We start from the raw sequence: 3105 nt of genomic DNA, 5'->3' as shown, positions 1-3105 counted from the left end.
GCTGTATGTAATAGTTCTATCTCTATTATATCATATTGTGCCATTTTATGCCACATAAAAATGATTAAAAATCACAAAAAAATTTCCCCTGAAGCCTTCTGCCACAAGGAATTCTGGTTTTCTCTATGCAACTATGCTGTCAAACTAACGCGGCCATGCGGGAGATTGGACTTTAATCGGAGGCTTTTGACCTTTTTAAACCACTCTTGCAATAAAGTTTAATTCGGATATAATAGAATAGTAACCCTCCCAGACCAAGTTAAAATGCGCCTGTAGCTCAGGGGATAGAGCGCCGGCCTCCGGAGCCGGGTGCGCAGGTTCGATTCCTGCCAGGCGCACCAGAGAAAATCCTGAAAGCCTTGAATATCAATGTAACTTAAAGCATAATTTGGCCGCATTGGCCAGGTTATGCTTTAAATTTATTCTGGCCAAGTTATGCTTTACACTCCTTTTTGATTAAACCCAGTTCCCGTAGAGCATTTTTGTGGGCTGTTCGTACCGCTTCTTCTAAACACGAAGCTGGCTTGGACAATCGCAAACTGACATTACGCCGAGTGGGGTTTATTCCTTGAGCGTATAGTTCAAAGGTAACCTGGCGGATTTCATCGCATAGATGTTCAATTTTTAACCGGCCTTGTTGGTTTTTGTATTCGATGTATCTCGCTGAAATGCGTCCACACAAATCCGGAAAATGGTTGCGTATAGTTCTAAGGTCGTATCCCAGGCGTTGGGCGACTTCTGTCATAGCCGGAGGAGGGTTCTCGTTACTTGCGAGTGCCACATTTAATGAGTGAAGAATTTGCTCTTTGGGGAATGGCCTACTGCTTGACTTCGGTTTTTTTATTATTGGCGGCGAACAATGCTTGATTTCAGCGACTTCAGAGATTAGGGACGCACTTGTAAATAAAGTTGATAACTTCAATCCGAACGAATAACAGATTCGCAGATACATGTCAAGTTGTGGAATACTATTCCCATTGCACCACAGATGCATTGTATTCTTCGGCACACCAAGTGCGCGAGCGAATGCGGCCATATTACAGCTTGCAACTTTATCTGCACATGCCAACATGGCTCTGGCAATGTTTTCTTTCTTTGGTATGGAAGATAATGATGGCGCAGCCGCAAGCAAATCTCCAGTTGTCTCTGCCACCCAAATCTCCCACTCTAATTCACCTTCAAGTATTTCATCACCAATGGACGATTTTGTAGCGGCCCAAATATTTTGAGAAATTGTCTCACATTTTTTGAGAAAATCACTTACAGAAACCGCTTACATGATTGCATAAATATTCAGAGCGGCCGGCCCATCAATTAGGACCGGCTGCTCTTTGATTTTATGCGGCTTCCTTGCCCTCATTGGCCCAGTCGGGACCATAAAGGTCTTTAAACGTTCTTACGGCGGATTCAATTAGACCCTTAATCTGTTCAGGGGTCAGCGCTATTCCGTACTCTTTCGCCCTTCCTGACAGCCACTCCGCGGCCTTGGCATACTTTTCAGGGCCATCTAAATCGCGGTAGGCCTGCTCGACAAAGAGCACGGCCAACCTGGCCAGGCTCTGCTTTGCGGCCAGCTCCTGCTGAATTTTTTGCAGTCGCTCGGTGCCCAGTCGCCGACGCAGGTATTCTATCGCCAGGGCCAGCACTGCAGGTGCAAAAACCGTTATCGCACCTTTTAGTAGCTTAAAAAGCATATCGTCCATGATATTTTACCCCCTTATAGTTGGTTTAAGTTCCTTTACAAAGCCTGGGCATCTGAAAAAAATGCGGGCAGGCCTGGTCGCCTGCTTTTATTGTTATAATAGTTACTGTACTCCCAGTGTTCTTAAAGTCCTGGCCAGTAGCGATACAACTTCAGCCCGTGTAATAGGTTGGTCCGGCCGGAAGTTACCTTGTTCATCACCCTTGATGATACCTTTCTGACGTAGCCATTCGATGTCCTGTGCAGCCCAGTGACCGTTTGTATCTGGGAACATTGAAAGCACCTCCTGAATATTTTGTCCGTTTCTAACGGCTTGTTGAATTTCTACTAAAGGGAAATATTCCCCCGGACAGGCTGTGGCCAGCAAGTCCCTATGCCCGAGGATCTGTGCTCCAGAGTAAACAGTCAAAAGCTCGTGACACAGGCCCACGATGGAGTTCTTCTGTACCACCGGCATTTGTGTATCAACGGGAATCCGGTCACTAGGATGGTAATTCCCCTCGGCGCAGATACCAATTGTATGCCAGTTGTGGTTCTCCACGTGAGCCCCCACAACATCACGGGGCCTCCCACGATAAACAGTGCCGTCTTTTGCGACAAAGTAGTGGTACCCGATCCCTGCCCAACCATTATCTAGATGCCACCGGTGCACATCCTGTGCCGTGCACCTGGGGGATTCGGCATGGTGCAGGACGATCGCGTCTGTGGTTGCCCTGGGGATGAACCCGTTAGCCCAGTTATACTGCACCTCAATAATTTCCAAGGTTTCCCACCTCCTATATAGTTGGTTTTGATCCTTGGGTGGTAGCTTCAGAAGCAGTAATCGGCATATTAGTCGTCGGATACATATAACCACTGTAACCACCGTACACCCCATATTGCTGCTGCATCATACCCTGGCTACGACCAAACCACATAGCGCCAGCTTCGGACACAAAATAACCACCCAAAATAATTCCTATGAGAGGCACCAAGGCTTGTACAACAGGGAGTGCGTCCTTACTACTTAGTGCCTTACAGCAAAAAAACAAAAATGTACCGGAAAACGTTATAGCCAGCACGTCTTTAAATGAAAAGCTATACGGCGCGTTGAATCGATCTTCGATTTTAGTTAAATTCACAGCAGATCACCTCCCCCGGCATCCTGTTTTAACCAGCCGCATGGGGCGAAGCTACTCCGGCCAAAACTTTATAATAAACCAGCCGGACAGCAGTACTATCACAATGAATAGCACCCAATCATACATGGTATCACCTCCGGTAAGTTACGCTGATTCCAAGTCTGGCCTCAGCCGGTATACTTCAGCCAAAATACCTGCTCTTTCTACCTCAGGATATACCGCCACTAGTTCCCCTGGCATTCCCTGGCCTAAGTCAACCTTCGTTATAATCGCCCGGGCAAT

General features: G+C 47.0%; 4 protein-coding genes and 1 tRNA gene. 1 reads left to right on the top strand and 4 read right to left on the bottom strand.

Going from position 1 to position 3105, the window contains the following annotated elements:
* Positions 1–266: 266 nt before the first annotated feature.
* Positions 267–341 (top strand) — tRNA-Arg (locus Pmgp_RS18945).
* A gap of 92 nt (positions 342–433) precedes the next feature.
* On the opposite strand, the gene Pmgp_RS18940 is transcribed toward Pmgp_RS18945, so the two are convergent.
* The 4 genes from Pmgp_RS18940 to Pmgp_RS18925 all read right to left on the bottom strand — a co-directional run bounded on the left by Pmgp_RS18940 (position 434) and on the right by Pmgp_RS18925 (position 2823).
* Positions 434–1153 carry a hypothetical protein gene (locus tag Pmgp_RS18940; protein WP_134216201.1) on the bottom strand — a complete coding sequence of 240 codons (720 nt, stop codon included), beginning with the start codon at positions 1151–1153 and terminating at the stop codon, positions 434–436.
* Positions 1154–1337: 184 nt separating this feature from the next.
* Complete coding sequence (locus Pmgp_RS18935; protein WP_134216199.1) at positions 1338–1703, bottom strand: phage holin; 366 nt, start codon at positions 1701–1703, stop codon at positions 1338–1340.
* 102 nt (positions 1704–1805) lie between these two features.
* Positions 1806–2465 (bottom strand): N-acetylmuramoyl-L-alanine amidase, encoded by a 660-nt coding sequence (locus tag Pmgp_RS18930; protein ID WP_205078117.1) that lies wholly within the window; start codon positions 2463–2465, stop codon positions 1806–1808.
* Positions 2466–2478: 13 nt separating this feature from the next.
* Positions 2479–2823 (bottom strand): hypothetical protein, encoded by a 345-nt coding sequence (locus tag Pmgp_RS18925; protein ID WP_134216195.1) that lies wholly within the window; start codon positions 2821–2823, stop codon positions 2479–2481.
* Between the last annotated feature and the right edge of the window lie 282 nt (positions 2824–3105).

The sequence above is a fragment of the Pelotomaculum propionicicum genome, assembly GCF_004369225.1.
Classification (GTDB): domain Bacteria; phylum Bacillota; class Desulfotomaculia; order Desulfotomaculales; family Pelotomaculaceae; genus Pelotomaculum_B; species Pelotomaculum_B propionicicum.
Note: the sequence above shows the minus strand (reverse complement) of the source record. Positions and strands in the feature narration are given on the sequence as shown.